21 protein-coding genes are annotated in these 19,248 nt (G+C 70.3%); 12 read left to right on the top strand and 9 right to left on the bottom strand.

The annotated features are described in order from the left end of the window. Positions 1-285 precede the first annotated feature (285 nt). Positions 286-687, top strand: a complete 402-nt coding sequence (locus tag AC07EG_RS01895) for an NUDIX hydrolase (protein ID WP_478251050.1) — start codon at positions 286-288, stop codon at positions 685-687. Between the two features lie 175 nt (positions 688-862). On the opposite strand, the gene AC07EG_RS01890 is transcribed toward AC07EG_RS01895, so the two are convergent. Beyond that, the gene (locus AC07EG_RS01890; RefSeq protein WP_478251049.1) at positions 863-1,969 is read right to left on the bottom strand and encodes a DUF2332 domain-containing protein; all 1,107 of its coding nucleotides are present in this window, start codon (positions 1,967-1,969) and stop codon (positions 863-865) included. Next, positions 1,962-2,465: a MaoC family dehydratase gene (locus tag AC07EG_RS01885; RefSeq protein ID WP_478251048.1), complete on the bottom strand. Its 504-nt coding sequence runs from the start codon at positions 2,463-2,465 to the stop codon at positions 1,962-1,964. Before AC07EG_RS01885 ends, AC07EG_RS01890 begins: the two co-directional genes overlap by 8 nt. Before the next feature lie 324 nt (positions 2,466-2,789). Between AC07EG_RS01885 and corA the strand changes: the two genes are divergently transcribed. The 5 genes from corA (at position 2,790) to AC07EG_RS01860 (ending at position 6,748) form a co-directional block, all read left to right on the top strand. Continuing rightward, complete coding sequence (gene corA, locus AC07EG_RS01880) at positions 2,790-3,863, top strand: magnesium/cobalt transporter CorA (RefSeq protein WP_478251047.1); 1,074 nt, start codon at positions 2,790-2,792, stop codon at positions 3,861-3,863. Positions 3,864-4,014: 151 nt separating this feature from the next. Further along, positions 4,015-4,410: a Cif family virulence factor gene (locus AC07EG_RS01875; protein ID WP_478251046.1), complete on the top strand. Its 396-nt coding sequence runs from the start codon at positions 4,015-4,017 to the stop codon at positions 4,408-4,410. Positions 4,411-4,434: 24 nt separating this feature from the next. Next, positions 4,435-5,097, top strand: a complete 663-nt coding sequence (locus tag AC07EG_RS01870) for a metallophosphoesterase family protein (protein WP_478251045.1) — start codon at positions 4,435-4,437, stop codon at positions 5,095-5,097. Continuing rightward, complete coding sequence (locus tag AC07EG_RS01865) at positions 5,094-5,933, top strand: chromosome partitioning protein ParB (RefSeq protein WP_478251044.1); 840 nt, start codon at positions 5,094-5,096, stop codon at positions 5,931-5,933. Before AC07EG_RS01870 ends, AC07EG_RS01865 begins: the two co-directional genes overlap by 4 nt. Positions 5,934-6,526: 593 nt before the next feature. Next, on the top strand, positions 6,527-6,748 hold the full coding sequence (locus AC07EG_RS01860) for a hypothetical protein (RefSeq protein ID WP_478251043.1): 222 nt from the start codon (positions 6,527-6,529) through the stop codon (positions 6,746-6,748). Positions 6,749-7,289: 541 nt separating this feature from the next. Here AC07EG_RS01860 and AC07EG_RS01855 read toward each other — a convergent pair. From AC07EG_RS01855 to AC07EG_RS01830, 6 genes are all read right to left on the bottom strand, one after another. Further along, a complete protein-coding gene (locus AC07EG_RS01855) occupies positions 7,290-8,471 on the bottom strand; it encodes an ABC transporter ATP-binding protein (protein ID WP_478251042.1) in 1,182 nt (393 codons plus the stop codon). A gap of 8 nt (positions 8,472-8,479) precedes the next feature. Beyond that, complete coding sequence (locus tag AC07EG_RS01850) at positions 8,480-9,322, bottom strand: carbohydrate ABC transporter permease (protein ID WP_478251040.1); 843 nt, start codon at positions 9,320-9,322, stop codon at positions 8,480-8,482. Then, complete coding sequence (locus AC07EG_RS01845) at positions 9,322-10,275, bottom strand: carbohydrate ABC transporter permease (protein WP_478251039.1); 954 nt, start codon at positions 10,273-10,275, stop codon at positions 9,322-9,324. The genes AC07EG_RS01850 and AC07EG_RS01845 overlap by 1 nt, the downstream gene beginning before the upstream one ends. Next, entirely contained in the window at positions 10,272-11,594 is a 1,323-nt protein-coding gene (locus tag AC07EG_RS01840) for an ABC transporter substrate-binding protein (protein WP_478251038.1), read from the bottom strand. Before AC07EG_RS01840 ends, AC07EG_RS01845 begins: the two co-directional genes overlap by 4 nt. 277 nt (positions 11,595-11,871) lie before the next feature. Then, positions 11,872-12,393: a YflT domain-containing protein gene (locus tag AC07EG_RS01835; RefSeq protein ID WP_478251037.1), complete on the bottom strand. Its 522-nt coding sequence runs from the start codon at positions 12,391-12,393 to the stop codon at positions 11,872-11,874. Positions 12,394-12,442: 49 nt separating this feature from the next. After that, positions 12,443-13,639, bottom strand: coding sequence for an acyl-CoA dehydrogenase family protein (locus tag AC07EG_RS01830; RefSeq protein ID WP_478251225.1), 1,197 nt, complete (start codon positions 13,637-13,639; stop codon positions 12,443-12,445). A gap of 150 nt (positions 13,640-13,789) precedes the next feature. Between AC07EG_RS01830 and AC07EG_RS01825 the strand changes: the two genes are divergently transcribed. Both AC07EG_RS01825 and AC07EG_RS01820 read left to right on the top strand, forming a co-directional pair. Further along, positions 13,790-14,164 carry a DUF4190 domain-containing protein gene (locus AC07EG_RS01825; RefSeq protein WP_478251036.1) on the top strand — a complete coding sequence of 125 codons (375 nt, stop codon included), beginning with the start codon at positions 13,790-13,792 and terminating at the stop codon, positions 14,162-14,164. Positions 14,165-14,176: 12 nt separating this feature from the next. After that, complete coding sequence (locus AC07EG_RS01820) at positions 14,177-14,551, top strand: DUF4190 domain-containing protein (protein ID WP_478251035.1); 375 nt, start codon at positions 14,177-14,179, stop codon at positions 14,549-14,551. Here the strand turns inward: AC07EG_RS01820 and AC07EG_RS01815 are convergent. After that, positions 14,548-15,321, bottom strand: coding sequence for a slipin family protein (locus AC07EG_RS01815; protein ID WP_478251034.1), 774 nt, complete (start codon positions 15,319-15,321; stop codon positions 14,548-14,550). The genes AC07EG_RS01820 and AC07EG_RS01815 overlap by 4 nt on opposite strands. A gap of 62 nt (positions 15,322-15,383) precedes the next feature. Here AC07EG_RS01815 and AC07EG_RS01810 point away from each other — a divergent pair, with 62 nt between their 5' ends. The 4 genes from AC07EG_RS01810 to AC07EG_RS01795 are packed head-to-tail and all read left to right on the top strand — an operon-like array spanning position 15,384 to position 19,245. Then, on the top strand, positions 15,384-16,286 hold the full coding sequence (locus AC07EG_RS01810) for an aminoglycoside phosphotransferase family protein (RefSeq protein WP_478251033.1): 903 nt from the start codon (positions 15,384-15,386) through the stop codon (positions 16,284-16,286). Positions 16,287-16,295: 9 nt separating this feature from the next. Continuing rightward, positions 16,296-17,585, top strand: a complete 1,290-nt coding sequence (locus AC07EG_RS01805) for a magnesium transporter MgtE N-terminal domain-containing protein (RefSeq protein WP_478251032.1) — start codon at positions 16,296-16,298, stop codon at positions 17,583-17,585. Beyond that, positions 17,578-18,090, top strand: coding sequence for a DUF1003 domain-containing protein (locus AC07EG_RS01800; protein WP_478251031.1), 513 nt, complete (start codon positions 17,578-17,580; stop codon positions 18,088-18,090). The genes AC07EG_RS01805 and AC07EG_RS01800 overlap by 8 nt, the downstream gene beginning before the upstream one ends. 9 nt (positions 18,091-18,099) lie before the next feature. Continuing rightward, complete coding sequence (locus AC07EG_RS01795; RefSeq protein WP_478251030.1) at positions 18,100-19,245, top strand: Mrp/NBP35 family ATP-binding protein; 1,146 nt, start codon at positions 18,100-18,102, stop codon at positions 19,243-19,245. Positions 19,246-19,248: the final 3 nt, after the last annotated feature.

The raw sequence follows: 19,248 nt of genomic DNA, 5'->3' as shown, positions 1-19,248 counted from the left end.
GCCAACGCCAGGGTGGCCAATAACGTTGTACCGCACCGCGCCGCTCGACGGGAAGAATGTCCCGCGCTTGGGTCAGCGGCCGCGGGCGATGGTACCGGAGCACTACTCTAGGTGACCTGGAAGGTCGCTCGAAGATCATTCGGCCGCGCCCCAGCCCAGGAAGGCGCAGTTCCGGGCCGGTGCGGCGGCTGCGCTCGGTCACCGGCCCGAGCCACCCCGATCCCACCGGTCGAAGATCGACTCGGGTGGTGGAGGTCACATTCACCCGGTGCGACAATCCGTCGGATGAACCAGTCCAGGATCCGCTGCGTAGGCGGCATCGCGTTGCGCCCCGACGGCCGCCTCCTGCTGGTCCGGCGGGCCAACGACCCCGGCGCCGGCCTGTGGTCGCTGCCCGGTGGCCGGGTGGAAAGCGGCGAATCGGACAATGACGCGCTGGTCCGGGAAATGCGCGAGGAAACCGGGCTCGAGGTGCGGCCGGGCGAGCTGGTCGGCGTGGTGGCGCGGGGCCCGTACGACATCTACGACTACCGCTGCACGGCCGTCTCCGGCGACCTGAGCCCGGGGGACGACGCCACCGCGGCCCGGTGGGTCACCGGCCCGGAGTTCGCCGAACTGGACGACTCGGGGGCGCTGGTACCGCTGCTGGCGGAAACACTGCGCGCCTGGTCGGTGGTACCCGGGTGACGGTGACCCACTGCCGCTGACCGGCACACCGCCCCCGCTGGCCGGATGCCGCGCTCCAAGGCCGTGGCGCCCGACCGGCTCCAGGCGGCGCGGGTGCGCTGCTCGCCGACGCTCTTTCCGCTGGCCCCCCGGTGAGCGCGCGGCCAAGGCCGCAACCGGCGGGCGAGCCGGAGCGCTAGAGCCAGGTCATGCGCTGGCCGTGGGGCGCGGTGCGCGCCAGCGCCGTGGCCCGTGGTGGGCCGTCGCCGAATTCGACCAGGGCCAGGGTGCTGGTCCGGGTGTCGGCGAAGCGCAGGTCGTCGCGGCCGGGGAGGAGGGGTTCCAGCGCCACCTCGTACGCCTCCTGGCTCACCCACCACACCGGCCGCCCCAGCGCCGACACCGCCTCGACGAAGGCGTCCCGCTTCTCCCGCGGCAGGTAGGTGATGGTGTGGCTGGTCAGCAGCACCAGCGGCAGTTCCGCGGGCAACCGGCCGGCCGCGGCCGCCAGGTCGTCCACCAGGTCCCCGGTGACCAGCTCCGGCGGCTTCTTCCGCTGCGCGGCGGCCGCGGTCCGCAGCAGGCGGATGCGGTCGGGCTGATCGGCCCACACGCACGCCTCCAGCCACGCCAGCTCGTCCTCGTCGGCCAGGTCCACCGGCGCGCGGTCCAGGCCGAGCTTCGCGCCGACCGCCAGCTTCTTCGGCACCTTCGGCGCCACCGCACCGTCCGCCAGCTCCAGCGCGCAGTGCAGGCCGACCGCCGCCTTGGCCGGACCGGCGGTGAGCTGGTCGCCACCGCACTGGTACCGGTAGCCGAAGGTGTCCAGCCCGAGCAGCAGCCCGGCGCTGCACCCGGCTTCGAGCAGCGCGACCTTGCCACCCGCGCCACCCGCCGCCTTGGCCGCCAGCGCCACCGCCGGGTACAGCAACGCCGCCCGCCGGACCTCGTTCGTCTGCGTGTACCGCGACGAAATCAGCGCCTTCGCCCGGTCCGCCCGTTCGACCAGGAAACCGCGGAACTCCGGCCACGTCCCGCCGTCCACCCCGTCGAACCCGCCGAGCGACGGGTAGTAGCGCGACAGCGGGTGGATCGGCTCCGCCTGGATCAGCCGGTGCGCCGCGGCGAACAGCAGCGGTGCCCGCGCGTCCTCCGGCATCGGGGCGGCGAGCAGCAGTCCGGCGACTTCGTCGTCCTCGGCGGCGTGGGTGGCCAGGTGCTCGTAGAGCGGCGAGACCCCGGCGGCCTCCTTTTCGGCGAAGGCGGCCAGCCGGCGTTTGACCTCGGCCAGCCGGTCACTCATGCGGCACCGGGCGGCCGGGCTGCTCGCCGCCCCTGGCCTCGCCGTAGGACCGCTTCGGCACCATCACCTTGCGCCGGAACACGCACACGATGGTGCCGTCCTGCTTGTAACCCCGCGTTTCCACGTACACCACCCCGCGGTCGTCCTTCGACTTCGACGGCGTCTTCTCCAGCACCTCGGTTTCGCCGTAGACGGTGTCACCGTGGAACGTCGGCTTGACGTGCCGCAGCGATTCGACCTCCAGGTTGGCGATCGCCTTGCCCGAGACGTCCGGCACCGACATGCCCAGCAGCAGCGAGTACACGTAGTTGCCGACCACCACGTTCTTGCCGAAGTCGGTGGTCTCCCCCGCGTAGTGCGCGTCGAGGTGCAGCGGGTGGTGGTTCATGGTCAGCAGGCAGAACAGGTGGTCGTCGTACTCGGTGACCGTCTTGCCCGGCCAGTGCTTGTACACGGCCCCGACCTCGAACTCCTCGAAATAGCGCCCGAACTGCACGCGGCTTCCTCCTCGGCCGGTAACGCCACACCTACCTGCGGCGACAAGGACTCGTGTCGAGGAGTACCCTTGACCATCGGTGTCGGTGCGTCAACGCGAGCAGCGACACGTCACGCGAAGTCCCCGGCCGGAGGAGGTGAGGTACGCGGTGAGTACTGGCGATAGTCCGCTCCCTAGTAAGACCAGCGTCCTCGTGTTCCGGTCCGGCTCGCGTTCTCCCAGGTAGGCCGCCGCGCGGACGCTGGCGCTGCCGGAGCGTCGCGTCCCCCTCGCTCCGGCTGGTCGTAGACAGTCACCCTGCTCGACGTCAGCCCTGGAGTAGCCATGCCTTCTCTTCCCTCCCTCCGTGGTCGCGGCAACGGCCGTGGTGACGGTCCGCGCCCGCTGCCCGTCCCCCTTTCGGCGTACGTGGTCGATTGCGCGGTGTACGACGGGGGTGCGCGGCTGTCCGGGCGCTGGACGCACTCCGAGGCGATCGAGGAGGTCCGGCGGCGCGGTTCCGGGTTCGTCTGGATCGGCCTGCACGAACCGGACGAGGAGCAGATCCAGGGCGTCGCGGAGACCTTCGGGCTGCACGAGCTGGCGGTGGAGGACGCGGTCCACGCGCACCAGCGCCCGAAACTGGAACGCTACGACGACACGCTCTTCCTGGTGCTGAAGACGGTCCGCTACGTCGAGCACGAATCACCCAGCACGGCCAACGAAATCGTCGAGACCGGCGAGCTGATGGCGTTCCTGGGCAAGGACTTCATCGTCACCGTGCGCCACGGCAACCACTCCGGCCTGGCCCGGCTGCGCCGCGAGCTGGACAGCGAACCGGAGCGGCTGCACCTCGGCCCGGCCGCGGTGCTGCACGCCATCGCCGACCACGTGGTCGACCACTACCTCGACGTGGTCGACCACCTGGAGGAGGACATCGACGAGATGGAGGCGGAGGTCTTCGCGCCGCGTTCGTCGGTGACCGCCGAGACGATCTACTTCATGAAGCGCGAGGTGCTGGAGATGCGCCGCGCGGTGATGCCGCTGGCCACCCCGCTCAAGCGGCTCGCCGAGGGGCACAGCAGGCTGGTGCCGGACGAGGTGCGCTCCTACTTCCGCGACGTCGACGACCACCTCACGCAGGTCACCGAGCGGGTGGTCAACTTCGACGAACTGCTCACCACCCTGGTCGACGCCACGCTGGCGAAGATCACGCTGCAGCAGAACACCGACATGCGCAAGATCACCTCGTGGGCGGCGATCATCGCGGTGCCCACCATGGGCGTCGGCGTGTACGGGATGAACTTCGACTACATGCCCGAGCTGCACTGGCGGTTCGGCTACCCCATGGTGATGGGCGTCATCCTCGTCGTCTGCCTGATCCTCTACCGAATATTCCGGAAGAACCGCTGGCTCTGAGTCCCGCTCCTTCCCTGGAATCCTTCGAGGAGGTCCCGATGGTCCGCCTGTTCACCAACCTCAAGTTCTGGGCGCTGGCCCTGTCCTTCACCTGGCTGGTCGTGGTGATCGCGATCATCGCGAAGAACCCCGACTTCGCCCACGGGGCGCAGTGAACCCGACCCGGCGGCGGGCGCTCCGGATCGCACTGGTCGTGCTCGCGGTGGCGTGGGTCGGCTACCTCACCACGCTGATCGCGACCGAACCCGAGCCGGGCGCCGATTCGGCCGAGCAGCTCCGGGGCAGGCTGGCCTCGGCGCTGAACGAACGCGACGCCGCCGGGCTCGCCGCCCTGCTGGACTACCCCCGGTCCGGCCGGGAGGACTTCGCGCGGTCCTATGTCGACGACCTCGGTGCCGCCGGGGTGCACGGGGTCCGGGTCACCGTCCGCGGTGGGCTCGCGGTGGTGGACGGTGTGCGGGGCGACGGCACACCGGTCAGCTACGCGTTGTCCGTCCGGGAGAGCGGCGGGCGCTGGACGGCCGGGTTTTCGCCGCCGGTGGGTTGAGTTCCGCTGTCGTAGGCTGGGCGCATGCTCCGCGCGCTGGTGGTGGCCGACGAGGTGGACGAGCGGCTCTGGGCGGGTGCGGTCGGCGGGATCGCCGTCGACCTGGTCCTCGCCGCCGGTGACCTGCCGTTCGACTACCTGGAGTTCCTGGCCACCGCGCTGGACCGGCCGTGCGTTTTCGTGCCCGGCAACCACGATCCCGATCTGTCCGGCTTCACCAGGTACGGAGGTCTGTCCATGCGGGACGGTTTCCCGGTGCGGTGGCCCGGCCCGGCGGGTGCGGTCAACGCCGACGGGCGGGTGGTCGACGTCGCCGGCCTGCGCATCGCCGGGCTCGGCGGTTCCGTCCGCTACAACGAGGGGCCGAACCAGTGGACCCAGGGCCAGCAGGCGCGCCGGGCCCGGCGGCTGGTGCGCCGGGCCGGGCGGCGGCGCCGTCGTGACGGCCGCGGCGTCGACGTGCTGCTGACGCACTCCCCACCGCGGCACCTCGGCGACCGGGAAGATCCGCCGCACCACGGTTTCGACTGCCTGCACCGCACCACCGAGAAGCTCGCGCCGCGCTGGTTGCTGCACGGGCACATCCACCCGCACGGGCAGCCGACCCCGGACCGGCGCATCGGCGGGACCGTGGTGCGCAACGTGGTCGGCCGCCACATCATTTCCTTCGAGGAGACGGGCCGATGAACCGCGACACCGGTTTTCCCAGGGCTGACGCCGAAAGCGACTTCCTGCGCGCGCGGCGGCGGCAGGTGCTGTCCCGGCTGGCCAACTGGCTGCGGCGGGAACCCGACGACGTCAACATCATGCTGCCGTTCCACGAGGTGGTGGACGCGCTCGGCTGGGTCAGCGAGCGCCGGATCGGGCTGCGGGTGGTCCAGCTCGAGTCCATCGTGGGCAGCGTGGACCGCGGCCGGGACTTCGACCGCCGGTTCCGGCCCACCTCCGGGCGGGTGCGCGAACGCTGGGAGCGGCTGGCGCTGGCGGCCCGGCGCGGGGAGAGCATTCCGCCGATCGAGGTCTACCGGATCGGCGAACTGCACTTCATCATCGACGGCCACCACCGCGTCTCGGTGGCGCACGCGCTGGGATTGTCCACAATAGACGCCCAGGTGACCGAGGTGCGGACCAAGCTGGACCCGGCCGGCATCCGGTACCGCGGTGACCTGATCGTCAAGGACTACCGGCGCCTGTTCCTCGAACGCGTGCCGCTGACCGGGCAGGCACGGGCGTCGGTGCTCGTCTCGGACCCGTGGGACTACGCCGAACTCGGTGAACACGTGGAAGCGTGGGGTTTCCGGCTGATGCAGGACGAGGGCGCCTACCTCGACCGGGCCACGGTCGCCGCGCGGTGGTACGCCGAGGAGTACGAGCCGGTGGTGCGGATGCTGCACCAGGCCGACCTGATCGGGGGACGCACGGAGGCGGAGGCGTACATGTGGGTGGCCGGGGAGCGGTACCGGCTGATCCGCACCCACCGCTGGGACGATGAGGTCATCGAAACCCTGCGCACGCGACGCTGAGGGTGCTAGGTTCCCCCGCGGACACGTTGGCCGGGAGCTGGGGAGCGTGCATGACAGGCCCGTCGTTGCCACCTGAGCAGCCGTATTCGCAGGGTCGACCGGGTGACCCGGCACCCAGCCAAGGCGAGCAGGGTGCCCCTTCGGCCCAAGGTCGGCAAGGTGACTCACCGGCCTCGCCCGCCCAGGACCGGCAGGACGGCCCACCACCAGCCCCACCCACCCGAAGCGGGCAGGGCGAGCCGCCATCGGCCCCACCCACCCAAGGCGAGCCACCCCAGGACCGGCAGGACAGCCCGCCACCAGCCCCAGCCACCCAAAGCGGGCATGGCGAGCCGCCATCGGCCCCACCCACCCAAGGTTGGCAAGGCGGCCCCTCAGCGCCGCCCACTCAAAGCTGGCCAGGCGGCCCACCACCAGCACCACCCAGCCAAAGCTGGCAAGGCGACCCCTCAGCCCCGCCCACTCAAGGCTGGCCAGGCGGCCCACCACCCCACCAGAACTGGCAGGGCCACCCACCAGCCTCATCCACCCAGGGCTGGCCAGGTAGCCCACCACCGCCCGCTCAAGGCGCGTGGCTCGGGATACTGGCGCTGGTGCTGGGCATCCTCGGCTGCGTGCTGCCCCTGGCGCCGATCGACCTCACCGGCGTGCGCGGTTACCTGCCCTGGATCTTCGGCCTGCCCGGGCTGATCGCCGGCGCCGTCGGCTGCCTCGGGCCCCGTCGCGGCAAGCCATTGGCGATCACCGGAATCGTGCTCAGCGTGCTCGCCCTGCTGCTGGGGTTCGGCAGCTTCACCAGTTCCCTGCTGAACTGAAGCCTTCGGCAGCCGCGGCGTCGAGGAGGAGTTCGTCGAAGGTGGGGAAGGAGACCGGCTCCGGCGAGACGGACGCCGACAGGCGGACGCCGGTTGGACGGCGTCGTACGCACGCAGGCCGTGCACGCCGGACAGGCGGGCGGCGGTGTCCAGCACCAGGTCCGAGGCGCCCACCGGGGCGAACCGCGGTGGTTCGCCGGCGGTGCCGCAGTAGTCCGCTTCGAATGCGGCGGCCAGCACCGGGCACCAAGAGCGCTCAGCTCGCCCAGCCGGTGCTTGCGCCAGCTCGCCGACGGCACCTCCACCAGCGCGTCCAGCGAACGGACCGACTCCGGCACGTACAACTCGACCAGGGCCGACGAGTCGGCGAACACGGTCACCGCGGGCCGCGCCCCTCGCCGACCAGGGCGGACAGCGGGGTGCCCGCCGCGGCCTCACGCCCCGCCGCGGCGACGGCCCCGGCATCCGGGCGGACCCGCGGCTGACCGGCAGCCATGGCAAAGAACTGCCCCCGGGGCCGGAACCCCGGGGGCAGCGAAACTCAGCCGGCGTAGGTCAGGTTCTTGCCCGAGGAGGGGTCGAAGATCTGCACCTTGTCGGCGTCGAACCAGACATCGAGGGGTTCGCCTTCCTTGGCGCCCGAGGAGGCCGAGAGCCGCGTGACGATGGCCGAACCGCTGTCCGGGACGTCGGCCGAACCGCTGTCGGCGGCCAGGTCGGCCAGGTCCGACGAGGTCGCCTGCGAGCCTTCGACGGTGAAGTGGGCGTACTTCTCCGAGCCCATCGACTCGAGCACGTCCACCGTCGCGGTGAAGGTGAGGCCGCCGCGCTTCTGCGCGTCGTCGAGCAGCGCGGCGTCTTCGAAGTGCTCCGGCCGGACACCGGCGATCACCTCGCGGCCGCCGTTGGCCGCCTCCACCAGCCGTCGCACCCGGTCGCTCAGCTCGATCCGGCCGAACGGGCTCTGCAACGCGCCGTCCTCCAGCGTGGCAGGCACGAAGTTCATCGACGGCGAGCCGATGAACCCGGCCACGAACAGGTTCGCCGGGTTGTCGTAGAGGAACTGCGGCGAACCGATCTGCTGCACGTACCCGCCCCGCAGCACCACGACCCGGTCACCGAGGGTCATCGCCTCGGTCTGGTCGTGCGTGACGTAGAGCGTGGTGGTGCCGAGCTGCTTCTGCAGCTTCGACACCGAGGTCCGCATCTGCCCGCGCAGCTTGGCGTCCAGGTTGGACAGCGGTTCGTCCATCAGGAACGCCTTGGGGCTGCGCACGATCGCCCGGCCCATCGCCACGCGCTGCCGCTGGCCACCGGAGAGGTTGGCCGGCTTGCGGTCCAGGTGCTGGGTCAGGTCCAGGATGCGCGCCGCTTCATCCACCTTGGACTTGACCGTGGCGTCGTCCACCTTGGCCAGGCGCAGCGGGAAGGCCATGTTCTCCCGCACGCTCATGTGCGGGTAGAGCGCGTAGGACTGGAACACCATGGCGATGTCGCGGTCCTTCGGCGCCTTCTCGTTCACCCGCTGGCCGTCGATGCGCAGCTCCCCGGAGGAGATGTCCTCCAGACCGGCCACCATGTTCAGCGTGGTCGACTTCCCGCAGCCCGAGGGCCCGACCAGGATGATGAACTCGCCGTCGGCGATCTCCAGGTTCACCTCGGACACCGCGAGCGCACCGTCGGGGTAGCGCTTGCTCACATTCTCCAGAACGATCTCAGCCATTTCCGCACTTACCCCTTAACGGCGCCGGAGGTCAGCCCCGCCACGATGCGACGCTGGAAGAACAACACGAACAGGATGATCGGCACGGTGATCACCACGGCCGCCGCGGAGATCGTGCCCGTGGGGTCCTCGAACTGCGAGGAACCGGTGAAGAACGACAGCGCCGCCGGGACCGTGCGCGAGGACTCGGTCGAGGTCAGCGAGATGGCGAACAGGAAGTCGTTCCAGCAGAAGATGAACACCAGGATCGCGGTGGTGAACACCCCGGGCGCGGCCAGCGGCGCGATCACCCGGCGGAACGCCTGCGCCGGGGTCGCCCCGTCCATCTTCGCCGCCTTCTCCAGCTCCCAGGGGATCTCCCGGAAGAAGGCCGACAGCGTGTAGATCGCCAGCGGCAGCGCGAAGGTGATGTACGGCAGGATCAGCCCTGGCCAGGTGTCGAACAACCCGAGCTCCCGCTCGATGTTGAACAGCGGGGTGACCAGCGAGACCTGCGGGAACATCGCGATCAGCAGCGAGATGCCGACCAGGAACTGCTTGCCGGGGAAGTCCAGCCGCGCGATCGCGTAGGCCGCCATGGTGCCGAGCACCACCGCGATCACCGTGGCGATCACCGCGATGCCGATCGAGTTGACCAGCGCCCGGATGAACTCCGTGGTGGCGAAGATGTCCGCGTAGTTCTGCAGCGTCCACTCGGTCGGGATGAAGCTGCCGTCGTTGAGCGTTTCCTTGCTCTTCAACGACAACGACAGGATCCACAGCACCGGGAACAGCGCGTAGACCACCACCACGATGTCGATCAGGGTCCACTTGAGCTTGCGGCTGCCGGTGACCGCTCCTCCGATGGCCATCAGCGCTTACCTCCCGGATCGCTGCCCGGCGCGGCGGTGCCGAACACCTTGATGAAGATGAAGGCGATGATGGCCACGGTGAGGAAGATCAGCACGGCCATCGTGGACCCGATTCCCAGGTTGAGCCCCTTGATCAGGTTGTTGTAGGTCTGCATCGACACCGACGACGTGTCCTGCGCCCCGTTGGTGAGCACGAAGATGTTGTCGAAGATGCGGAACGCGTCGAGCGTGCGGAACAGCAGCGCGACCAGGATGGCCGGCTTCATCACCGGCAGCATCACCTTGGTGAACCGCTGCCAGGCGCCCGCCCCGTCCATCGACGCGGCCTTGAGCAGGTCGTCCGGCACCAGGGCCAGCCCGGCCATCAGCAGCAGGGCCATGAACGGCGTGGTCTTCCACACCTCGGCCAGCACGATGATGGCCAGCGACGGCAGCCGCTCGGTGAGCAGCGCCGACTCCGGCGCGATCAGGTTGGCCAGGTAACCGGTCTCCGGCGTCCACGCGTAGTACCACGAGAACGCGGCCACCACGGTGACGATGCCGTACGGGATCAGCGAAACCGTGCGGACCAGGCCCCGGCCGACCAGCGTCCGGTGCATGATCAGCGCCAGCGCCATGCCGAGCACCAGCTCGATCGCCACCGACACCACGGTCAGCAGCATGGTGGTGCCGAAGGAGGTCCACCAGTAGGAGTTGGTCAGCACGGCCACGTAGTTGTCCAGGCCGACGAACTCCTGCTGCCCGGGGAAGCGGAGGTCGTACCGCTGCAGGGACAGCCAGATCGAGTAGATGATCGGCCAGCCGGTGACCGCGAGCATGACGATCGCGGCGGGCGCGCAGAGCAGCAGCCCGAGCCGCCGCTCCGCCCTCTTGCCTTCGCTCAGCGGCGGCTTCCCGCGTTTGCCACCGTTGACGGCGGAGGCCGCGGGCGCCGTGGGTTCGGCGACGGTCACGGGATCACTCCCTTCGACTCGAGTGCGTCGGCGAGCTGCTTGCGCAGTTCCTCGGCGGTGGCCTGCGGATCGATCGCCGACGGCGGCGAGAGCAGCTTCGACATCACCGTCGAAGCGTTCTGGTAGGCCGGGGTGAGCGGGCGGACCGCGGCGTTCTTCAGCGCTTCGAGAATGGTCTCCCGCATCGGGTACTGCGTGTCCATGCTCGGGTTGTCGTCGCCGGCCGGCTTGCTCGGGTCCAGCGGCGTGGTGTCGGTGTAGAGCGCTTCGATGGTCGGCGGCACGCCGTCGTTGAGCGCGGAGAACTTCTGGCTTTCCGGGCTGCGCAGGCACAGCGCGGCTTCGAACGCCTCCGGCTTGTGCCGCGAGGCCGTGCTGACCGCCAGGTCGTACCCGCCGATCGTGGTGCGCGCGGGCTGGCCGGGCACCACCGACGGGTAGGTGGCCCACTTGAAGTGGGCGACGTCCTCCGGCTTCTCCTTCTTGAAGGAGGGGTAGACGAACGGCCAGTTCAGCTCGAAGGCACCGGTGCCGCGCTGGAACTGCTGGCGGACCTCGTCCTCCTTCTGGTTGGTCAGCGAGGCGTTGGTGACGCCGGACGAGGTGACCCGCTTGAGGATCTCCAGCGCCTTGACCGCACCCGCGTCCATCACCACGGACTTGCCGTCCTCGGACAGGATCCGGCCACCCGCCGATTCGACCAGGGTGTTGTAGATGACCACCAGGCCCTCGTACTGGGCACCGGTGAACAGGATCTCGCTCGGCTTGCCCTGCGCCTTGAGCGCCAGCGCCTGGTCGATCATCTCGTCCCAGGTCTCCGGCGGCTTCGGGGTGACCCGGTCGTCGTACCAGAGCAGCTGCACGTTGGTGTTCTTCGGCGCGGCGTAGAGCTTGCCGTTCCACGTCGCCGTCTCAAGTGGACCGGGCAGCACGCCGGCCGAAGCCTGCGCCTTGTGCTCGCCGGTCCACTCCTCGGCCCAGCCCGCCTCGGCGAACTCCGCCACCCAGTTCACGTCGAGGCCGAGGATGTCCAGGCCCTCGTCGCCGGCGGCCAGGCGGCGCACCATCTGCTCGCGCTGGCCGTCCGCCCCACGCGGCAGTTTGTTGTAGACGATCTCGTAGCGGCCGTTCGCCTTGGTGTTGCACTGGTCGACGACCTTCTGGAAGTTGTCCTCCGGTGCGTAGTAGATGTTGATCTTCAGGCCGCCGCTCGACCCGCAGGCGGTGAGCAGTCCGGCGGCCATCAGCCCCGCGCCCAGCACCGACAACGCCCGCCCCGGCGAACGTCCTCGCCGGTTCCTGGCGTTCGCTTTCCCCATTCGGCCTCCTTCCCAGCGTGCACGCTCGGTGGGAACAAGGCGCGGTGTCCTCCAGAGCCACGCCAGCGCACCCCGACGTGCATGGCGTCGGGCTGGCGCGAAAAGACCGCCTCGCGCGGGCCCGACCGGTGCACTGCAACTTATGCCCGGCGATCACCCGCCGCAAGCAGTGACCGTAACGATTCAGCGATTTAGGCTGAACTTAGGGAAATCTTGCGGTATACAGCGAAACGGCACAGCGTAGCGGCAACAAAACCGGGCAGCCACCCGGGGCCGGTCAGCCCGGCGAGCGCATCGCGTGCTTGGCCAGCAAGTCGCGGGCCTTCTCCGCGTTGCGCGGCTGGCACAGCACGTCGTAGCGGCCGGCCACCAGCTGGCTGGTCGAGGAGAAGTCGCGGCGGCCCTTGGTCAGCGAGTAGCTCATCGCCGCGGTGATCAACCCGAACAGCACGCCCGCGGCCAGCCCGACCAGGATCGGCGGTGCCGGGCTGCTGCCCGGCGGGGAGAACACGCTCAGCAGCAACCCGATCAGCAGGCCCAGCCAGGCCCCGGAAATCGCGCCGGTGCCCAGCACCTTGCCCCAGGACAGCCTGCCGACCACCCGCTCGACGAGCATCAGGTCCACGCCGACGATGGTCACGTCGCGCACTTCCAGCTCGTTCGAGGCCAGGTGCTCGACCGCGCTCTGGGCCTCCTCGTAGGTGCCGTACGACCCCACCGGCCAGCCGGTCGGCGGGGTGGGCAGGCGGGGCTGTCCCGGCGCGGGGCGCCCGGCGGAGGGGGAGAACGGACCGGTCACGGGTCCATCCTGCCAACACCGGACGCTCCTGGCTAACCAGGTACCCCGATCAGCCTCGGGATTTGTACTCGCGCAGCAGGCCCCGGCTGATGATGGTCTTCTGGATCTCGCTGGTGCCCTCGCCGATGAGCAGGAACGGGGCTTCGCGCATCAGCCGCTCGATCTCGTACTCCTTGGAGTAGCCGTAGCCGCCGTGGATGCGGAACGCCTCCTGGGTCACCTCGGCGCAGTACTCGCTGGCGAGCAGCTTGGCCATGCCCGCCTCGACGTCGTTGCGCGCCCCGGAGTCCTTCAGCCGGGCCGCGTTGACCATCATCAGGTGCGCGGCCTCGACCTTGGTGGCCATCTCGGCCAGCTTGAACGCGACCGCCTGGTGCTCGGCGATCGCCTTGCCGAAGGTCCTGCGCTGCTGGGCGTACTCCACGGCCAGTTCGAACGCCCGGATGGCGATGCCGCAGGCCCGCGCGGCCACGTTCACCCGGCCGACCTCGACACCGTCCATCATGTACGCGAAACCCCGGCCCGGTGCCTCGCCGAGCACCTTGTCCGCGCCGATCCGGAAGCCGTCGAACACCGCTTCGGTGGTGTCGACACCCTTGTACCCCATCTTCTCGATCTTGCCGGGGATGGTCAGCCCCGGTGCCACCTCGCCGAAGCCCTCCGGCTTCTCCACCAGGAAGGTGGTCAGGTTCTGGTGGGCCTTCTCGGCACCCTCGTCGGTGCGCACCAGCAACGCGATCAGGTTCGAGCTGCCGCCGTTGGTCAGCCACATCTTGGCGCCGTCGATGACGTAGTCGTCCCCGTCGCGCCTGGCCTTCGTCTTGATCGCGGCCACGTCGGAGCCCAGGTCCGGCTCCGACATGGAGAACGAGCCCCGCACCTCACCGGTGGCCATCCGCGGCAGGAAGTGCTGCTTCTGCGCCTCGGTGCCGTGGCGGGAGATCATGTGCGCCACGATGAAGTGCGTGTTGATCACCCCGGACACGCTCATCCAGCCGCGGGCGATCTCCTCCACCACCAGCGCGTAGGTCAGCAGCGACTCGCCGAGGCCGCCGAACTCCTCCGGGATGGTGAGGCCGAACAGCCCCATCTCCTTCATGCCTTCGACGATGTCCGCCGGATAGGTGTCCGCGTGCTCCAGTTCCTGGGCGTGCGGGATGACCTCCTTGTCGACGAACGAGCGGACCGTGGCGAGGATCTCGGACTGCACGTCGGTCAGTCCGGCGGTCTGGGCGAGGCGGGCCATCATCGGCTCCTTCGGTCTCGGCACGGTGGCATCTGGGTGACATTGCGTGTTACTGACGAGTATGACCTGACCCGTTCCGGACTGCTATGAGCGCGCTCACCACCGGAGCGCTACGGTTGTCGCCGATCAACGGCACGACGAGGGGGCGCGATGAGCAATCCACAGGACCCGTACGGCGCACCGGACCCGCAGGGCGGCCACCCGTCGGGACCGTTCCCGCAGCAATCCGGCGGCTACCCCCAGTACCCCCAGCCGGGGTACGGCCCGCCGGGGGCCCCGCAGAGCCAGGAGACCGGGCTCGCGGTCGGTTCGCTGGTCTGCTCGATCGTCGGCATCTTCATCTGCCCCGCCGTGCTGTCCATCGTCGGTATCGTGCTCGGGCACATCGCGGTCGGCAAGGCGGACCGCGGGGAGGCGGGCGGGCGCGGCATGGCGCTGGCCGGGATGATCATCGGCTACGTGACGATCGCGCTGATCGTCGTCGCCGTCATCGTCGCGATCGCGCTCGGCGCGTTCGACCGGTAGCGGGGTCCGGTCGTGAGTCATCCCCAGGACCCCTACGGTCAGCAGCCGTCCTACGGCCCGCCGTCCGGTGGTTACCCGCAGCAGCCCTACCCCCAGCCGGGGTACGGCTACGGCTACGGCCCGCCGGTGCAGCAGCAGGACCAGGGCATGGCCATCGCGGCGATGATCTGCGCGATCGTCGGCGTGGTCGGCTGCGGTGGTGTGCTGTCCATCGTCGGGCTGGTGCTCGGCCACATCGCCTACGCCAAGGCCAAGCGCGGTGAGGCGGGCGGCAAGGGCATGGCGCTGGCGGCCATCATCATCGGCTGGATCGTGGTGGCGCTGATCGTGATCGCGGTGGCCATCTTCGTCATCGTCGGGTTCGCCACGGACTGGGACTTCGACTAGGACCCGTCCTCGCGCGGTGCCTTGGCGGCGCTTTCCAGGAAGCGCAGCAGTTCCACCGGGAACGGCAGGACCAGCGTCGAGTTCTTCTCGGCCGCCACCTGCACCACGGTTTCCAGTAGCCGCAACTGCAACGCGGCCGGGGTGTCGGCCATGGTGGCCGCCGCCTCGGCCAGCTTGTGCGACGCCTGCAGCTCGCCGTCGGCGGAGATCACCCGCGCCCGCCGCTCCCGTTCGGCTTCGGCCTGGCGGGACATCGAGCGCTTCATGCTCTCCGGCAGCGCGACGTCCTTGATCTCCACCCGGTCGATGTGGATGCCCCAGCCCAGCGCCGGGCTGTCGATGAGCAGTTCCAGCCCCTCGTTGAGGCGCTCGCGGTTGGACAGCAGGTCGTCCAGCTCGCTCTTGCCGATGATCGAGCGCAGCGAGGTCTGCGCGACCTGGCCGACGGCGCTGCGGTAGTCCTCCACGTTGACCGCGGCCAGCACCGGATCGGTCACCCGGAAGTAGACCACCGCGTCGACCTTGACCGAGACGTTGTCGCGGGTGATGCCGTCCTGCGCGGGCACCGGCAGGGTGACGATCTGCATGTTGACCTTCTGCAGCCGGTCGGCGAACGGCACCAGCACCACCAGCCCGGCTTCGCGCACCTTCGGCCGCACCCGGCCGAAGCGGTAGACCAGCCCGCGTTCGTACTGCTTGACCACGCGGACCGTCGAGGCCATTCCGGCACCGGCCAGCACGACGACACCGGTGAGGATCTCCAGCAGCATGGCGGCTCCCGGGACGCGAAACCCCCTCGCCTCGATGCTACGCCCGCTGGGAAGCTGTCCAGGTGGCCGAATTCGAAGTTCCCGCCCCGTTCCGCGAGCGGATCTCCCGGCGCGAAGGCGGAGCGGGCCGGGAGTGGCTGGCCCGCCTGCCCGGACTGGTGCACCGGTACCTGGACCAGTGGGCGCTGACCGTCGACGGTCCCGCGCGGCACGGGTACGCCGCGGTGGTGCTGCCGGTGCGCCGGGACGGTGGCGAACCGGCCGCGCTGAAGCTGAGCTGGCTGGACGCCGACACCGCCGACGAACCGGTGGCACTGTCCACTTGGCACGGTCGGGGCGCGGTGCTGCTGCTGGCGCACGAACCGGGGGCGCTGCTGCTCGAACGCCTCGACGGCACGCGCACGCTCGAAACCGAGCCGATCGAGTCCGCGCTGGCGGTCATCACCGGCTTGCTGACCGAGATGACCGTGCCCGCACCCGCGTTGCGGCGGCACCTGCGCACCGAAACCGAGCGCTGGATCGACGAACTCCCCCGCGAATCGCACGCGCTCGGCCACCCGCTGCCGCGACGGCTGGTCGACGCGGCGGTCGGCTTCGCCCGTGAGCGCGGGCCGGAGACCGCCTCGCTGCTGGTGAACCAGGACCTGCACTTCTCGAACGTGCTCGCCGGGACGCGGCGGCCGTGGCTGGTCATCGATCCGCAGCCGATCGCGGGTGACGCCGAGTTCGGCGTGATCCCGCTGCTGTGGAACCGGGTCGGCGAGACGCCGGTGGCGGACCGGCTGCGGGCGGTCGTCGACGGGGCCGGGCTCGACCCGGCGCTGGCCCGGTCGTGGGTGGTGTTCCGGTTGGTCGACACCTGGTTCTACGCGCTGGACGCCGGGGACCGGTGGCTGCTGGACGCGCTGCGCCCGCTGCTCGACTGGGCCGAGCGGCTCCCGGCGAACGGCCGTGGCCTCGGTTAGTCTTCGGCTATGGCCGCCGTGAACCGCGTTTTCGCTGCTCAGTTGGCCGGTTTACCGGTGTTCGGCCCGGATGGTGAGTCCATCGGCAAGGTGCGCGACCTGGTCGCCGGGCTCCGGCTGGACCAGCAGGCCCCCCGCGTGCTCGGGCTGGTGGTGGAGCTGGCGACCCGGCGGCGGGTGTTCGTGCCGATGTTGCGGGTCACCTCGATCGAGCCCAACGCGGTGACCCTGGCCACCGGCTCGGTCAACATGCGCCAGTTCCACCGGCGGCCCAACGAGGTGCTGGTGCTCGGCCAGCTCGCCGACGCGCACGCCGCGCTGGCCGGGTCGGGTGTGCGGGTCACCGTGGCCGACGCCGCGATGGAGCCGACCCGCACGCGGGACTGGGTGCTGGCGAAGCTGGCCGTCCGCGAACGCAGTTCACGCCTCGGCCTCGGCCGCCGCCGGTCGTCGCTGCAGGTGCTGCCGTGGACCGAGGTGTCCGGGCTGGGCCTGGCCGACCTCGCCGGGCAACCGCAGGGCGCCGGGCAGCTGCTGATGCTGTTCGACACCATGCGGGCCGTGGACGTCGCCGCCACGCTGCGGGACCTCCCGGTCAAGCGGCGGCACGAGGTCGCCGACGCGATGGACGACGAGCGCCTCGCCGACGTGATCGAGGAGATGCCCGAGGACGACCAGAAGGACCTGCTCGGTTACCTCGCCGAGGAACGGGCCGCCGACATCCTCGAGGCGATGAACCCCGACGACGCCGCCGACCTGCTCGCCGAGCTGACCCCGGCGGACCAGAGCCGGCTGCTGGAGCTGATGGAACCGGAGGAGTCCGAGCCGGTCCGGCGGCTGCTGGCGTACTCGTCGGACACCGCGGGCGGGCTGATGACCCCGGAACCGGTGGTGCTCGCCCCCGACGCCACGGTCGCCGAGGCGCTGGCCCGCATCCGCAACCGCGAACTGCCTGCCGCACTGGCCACCATGGTCTTCGTCTCACGCCCGCCGCAGGCCACGCCGACCGGCCGGTACGTCGGCTGCGTGCACTTCCAGCGGTTGCTCCGGGAACCACCGGCCGAGCTGGTCGCCAGCGCGATCGACACCGACCTGCCCGCGCTGCACCCCGAAGCCTCGCTCACCGAGGTGACCCGCTACTTCGCCGCGTACAACCTGGCCTGCGGGCCGGTGGTGGACAGCGGCGACCACCTGGTCGGCGCGGTCACCGTGGACGACGTGCTCGACCACCTGCTGCCCGAGGGCTGGCGGGAGACCGGCCTGCACGACGTGACGGTCAAGGAGCGGGAACGTGCCTGAGCCGCACCACCGCCGCCGGCTCGACCAGCCGCGCGCGGGCCGCCGCCGGATCGGCCTGCGGCTGGACCCGGACGCCTTCGGCCGCGCCACCGAGCGGGTGGCGCGCTTCCTCGGCACCGGCACCTACCTGTTCTGGCAGACGCTGGTGGTCATCGTCTGGATCACGCTGAACCTGGTCGCGGTGTCCCTGCGGTGGGACCCGTACCCGTTCATCCTGCTCAACCTGGCCTTCTCCACCCAGGCCGCGTACGCCGCACCGCTGATCCTGCTGGCGCAGAACCGGCAGGACGACCGGGACCGGGTGTCGCTGGAGGAGGACCGGACGCGGGCCGCGCAGACCAAGGCGGACACCGAGTTCCTGGCCAGGGAGCTGGCCGCGCTGCGACTGGCCATCGGCGAGGTGGCCACGCGCGACTACCTGCGCGGCGAGCTGGACAAGCTGCGTGAGGACCTCGACACCAAGCCGCGCAAGAGCCGGGCTCGGACCGGCACTACCGATACGTAACATGGAGGGGTGACCAGCACTGGACAGCTCCCGACCGCCGACGACGTCCGCGAGGCGCTGAAGACCGTCTACGACCCGGAGATCAAGAAGCCGATCACCGAGTTGGGCATGGTCAAGGACGTCACCATCGGCGAGGACGGGGTGGTGACGGTCGCGGTCTACCTGACCGTGGCCGGATGCCCGCTCAAGGACACCATCACCAGGGACACCACCGCCGCGGTGGAGAAGCTCGACGGCGTGCGGAGCGTGCGCGTCGAACTGGACGTGATGAGCGACGAACAGCGCACCGAACTGCGCAGGTCGCTGCGCGGGGACGCCAAGGAGCCGGTCATCCCGTTCGCCCAGCCCGGTTCGCTGACCAGGGTGTACTGCGTGGCCTCCGGCAAGGGCGGGGTCGGCAAGTCGAGCGTGACGGTGAACCTCGCCGTCGCGATGGCCAAGCGCGGGCTGTCCGTCGGCGTGGTCGACGCGGACATCTACGGGCACTCGGTGCCGCGCATGCTGGGCGCGGGCGAAAAGCCGACCAAGGTCGACACGATGATCATGCCGCCGCAGGCGCACGGCGTGAAGGTGATCTCGATCGGCATGTTCACCCCCGGCAACACCCCGGTGGTGTGGCGCGGGCCGATGCTGCACCGCGCGCTGCAGCAGTTCCTCGCCGACGTGTTCTGGGGCGACCTGGACATCCTGCTGCTGGACCTGCCGCCGGGCACCGGGGACATCGCGATCTCGGTGGCGCAGCTGATCCCGAACGCGGAGATCCTGGTGGTGACCACCCCGCAGCAGGCCGCCGCCGAGGTGGCCGAGCGGGCGGGCGCGATCGCGCTGCAGACGCGGCAGCGGGTGGCCGGGGTGATCGAGAACATGTCTTGGCTGGAGCAGCCGGACGGCACGCGCCTGGAGGTCTTCGGCTCCGGCGGTGGCCAGGCGGTCGCCGACTCGCTGTCGAAGTCGGTGGGCTCCACCGTGCCGCTGCTCGGCCAGGTCCCGCTGGACCCGCGCCTGCGTGAACAGGGCGATGCCGGCACGCCGATCGTGCTGGCCGCCCCGGACGCCCCCGCCGCTCAGGTGCTCACCGGGGCCGCGGAAAAGCTGTCGGTCCGGGCGCGCGGGCTGGCGGGCATGATGCTGAACGTGACTCCGGCGGGGCGGTAACCC

The sequence above is a fragment of the Amycolatopsis sp. NPDC045836 genome (assembly GCF_056431745.1).
Note: the sequence above shows the minus strand (reverse complement) of the source record. Positions and strands in the feature narration are given on the sequence as shown.

Excerpts from the sequence above, each read along its gene's own strand:
- AC07EG_RS01850 (WP_478251040.1), bottom strand. The coding sequence starts at position 9,322 with ATGGCCATCGGAGGAGCGGTCACCGGCAGCCGCAAGCTCAAGTGGACC.
- AC07EG_RS01815 (WP_478251034.1), bottom strand. The coding sequence starts at position 15,321 with ATGCTGCTGGAGATCCTCACCGGTGTCGTCGTGCTGGCCGGTGCCGGA.
- AC07EG_RS01890 (WP_478251049.1), bottom strand. The coding sequence starts at position 1,969 with ATGAGTGACCGGCTGGCCGAGGTCAAACGCCGGCTGGCCGCCTTCGCC.
- AC07EG_RS01805 (WP_478251032.1), top strand. The coding sequence starts at position 16,296 with ATGGCCGCCGTGAACCGCGTTTTCGCTGCTCAGTTGGCCGGTTTACCG.
- AC07EG_RS01865 (WP_478251044.1), top strand. The coding sequence starts at position 5,094 with ATGAACCGCGACACCGGTTTTCCCAGGGCTGACGCCGAAAGCGACTTC.
- AC07EG_RS01840 (WP_478251038.1), bottom strand. The coding sequence starts at position 11,594 with ATGGGGAAAGCGAACGCCAGGAACCGGCGAGGACGTTCGCCGGGGCGG.
- corA (WP_478251047.1), top strand. The coding sequence starts at position 2,790 with ATGCCTTCTCTTCCCTCCCTCCGTGGTCGCGGCAACGGCCGTGGTGAC.
- AC07EG_RS01870 (WP_478251045.1), top strand. The coding sequence starts at position 4,435 with ATGCTCCGCGCGCTGGTGGTGGCCGACGAGGTGGACGAGCGGCTCTGG.
- AC07EG_RS01855 (WP_478251042.1), bottom strand. The coding sequence starts at position 8,471 with ATGGCTGAGATCGTTCTGGAGAATGTGAGCAAGCGCTACCCCGACGGT.
- AC07EG_RS01895 (WP_478251050.1), top strand. The coding sequence starts at position 286 with ATGAACCAGTCCAGGATCCGCTGCGTAGGCGGCATCGCGTTGCGCCCC.
- AC07EG_RS01825 (WP_478251036.1), top strand. The coding sequence starts at position 13,790 with ATGAGCAATCCACAGGACCCGTACGGCGCACCGGACCCGCAGGGCGGC.
- AC07EG_RS01830 (WP_478251225.1), bottom strand. The coding sequence starts at position 13,639 with ATGGCCCGCCTCGCCCAGACCGCCGGACTGACCGACGTGCAGTCCGAG.